Genomic DNA, 1393 nt, shown 5'->3' with positions numbered 1-1393 from the left:
CTTCAATACCCACAAAATTAGGATTTTGAAATGCACGTTTTCGATAAAAGTCACGAGATACAACGATTTGAGCTGGTTGATTACCATATTTGATGAAATAAACTTCTTTCATAAATGGATTCATATTGTTTTGTTTGCAAAGATTAATAAGTAAAACAAGTTCCGCATCACTTGCTTTGCCACCACCATCTAAATATTGCTTAATTGTGGTCATATTTAAATTATCAACACTAAAGATTCCTAATTCATTTGCCATTTTTAAATTCTCCGTTTCTTATTTTTGTTGAAACGTGATATAATCTAAGTGTAAAATTTAGAGACATCACGTCTTAGTCCGTATTCCTAGTGCGGGCTTTTTTATTTTGCAATCGTTAAATTCTTGTTTGCCATTTTCTGACGGGCAATATCATTTTTATGATGTTGCATGTTTTCTGCAAACAGTTCTTTATTTTCTTCTTGCAATTTATTAGAGAAATCAATCCAATCTTGACGGCTTTTTTCGCAATTAGCAAGACTTTGTTGAGTTGATTCCAACTCTCTTTTCATGCGATCATAATCCGCAAGTTTAAATTTTTCTTCTTCTGTTTTAAATCCAAACATTTTTAATGTCCTTTCTATGTATGTGTTTTAATCCTCCGAGTGCTATAATTACTGTGAGCAGATATTTGCGGTATTTGCTTAGTTTTATGGAAAGGAGGCATTTTAAATGAGTGAAACTGGATTAGATGAATTAATTGATGACTTGGAAAATATGCTTGATAAAGCTAGAGATTTAGATGGAGAACATGATGTTATATTTAGCGATATTTTTACTGAATCTTTCCTGAAAAATCATACCGGGTTCTCATCTCTTGAAGACTTTGCCGATGCCAGTCGTTTTGATTGGACAACACCCAAGTCATTTGAAGCTATTCCCAATGATGAATTAGACGTTTTTGTAAGGAAAAACTCACAATTCAATTCGTGGGAAGAAATGCTTGAAACTGCTAGTTCCGAGTATATTATGAATCAACTCGGATTTTAATTTTATTTATCCTAGTTAATGTATTTTTTAACTGTTCAACTTGGTCTAAAGCTTCGTTGAGCAGTTTTTTTAGTTCGTCCAAACCTTCTGCTTTTATTTCTACACTAATATCTGGCAAATTTTTTTCTCTTTTCTAGCGGAGCACCGCATTTAATAAATTAACTTGGTATGTGGAGGTAGTCATTTTCTCTTTAATCATGTCTTGCCCGACATTTTAGTAATAAAAATCATGTAAATCTTCCAATAGATAGAAGACTGAACCACCTCGATTTATCGAAGGTAATCCGTTTTCTCTCCACTTTTTAAGCGTATCTGATGACATGTGGAATTCTTTCAACAAATCAACCTGCCTGATTTCTCCGGTCTTAC

The 1393-nt window shown here is 33.0% G+C and carries 3 protein-coding genes; 1 reads left to right on the top strand and 2 read right to left on the bottom strand.

Annotation, left to right across the window (positions count from 1 at the left end):
* Together ABT112_RS35130 and ABT112_RS35125 are read right to left on the bottom strand one after the other, a co-directional pair.
* Positions 1-256, bottom strand: a 256-nt coding sequence (locus ABT112_RS35130; protein WP_351515828.1) for a recombinase RecT, incomplete at its 3' end; no start/stop codon positions are given.
* A gap of 101 nt (positions 257-357) precedes the next feature.
* Complete coding sequence (locus ABT112_RS35125; protein WP_312257965.1) at positions 358-600, bottom strand: hypothetical protein; 243 nt, start codon at positions 598-600, stop codon at positions 358-360.
* A 106-nt stretch (positions 601-706) separates the two neighbouring features.
* On the opposite strand from ABT112_RS35125, the gene ABT112_RS35120 reads away from it, so the two are divergent.
* A complete protein-coding gene (locus ABT112_RS35120; RefSeq protein WP_031560867.1) occupies positions 707-1024 on the top strand; it encodes a hypothetical protein in 318 nt (105 codons plus the stop codon).
* Positions 1025-1393 lie beyond the last annotated feature (369 nt).

Source organism: Streptomyces sp. NPDC002055, assembly GCF_040296705.1.
Taxonomy (GTDB): domain Bacteria; phylum Actinomycetota; class Actinomycetes; order Streptomycetales; family Streptomycetaceae; genus Streptomyces.
This window is presented reverse-complemented; position numbering and strand designations above follow the sequence as displayed.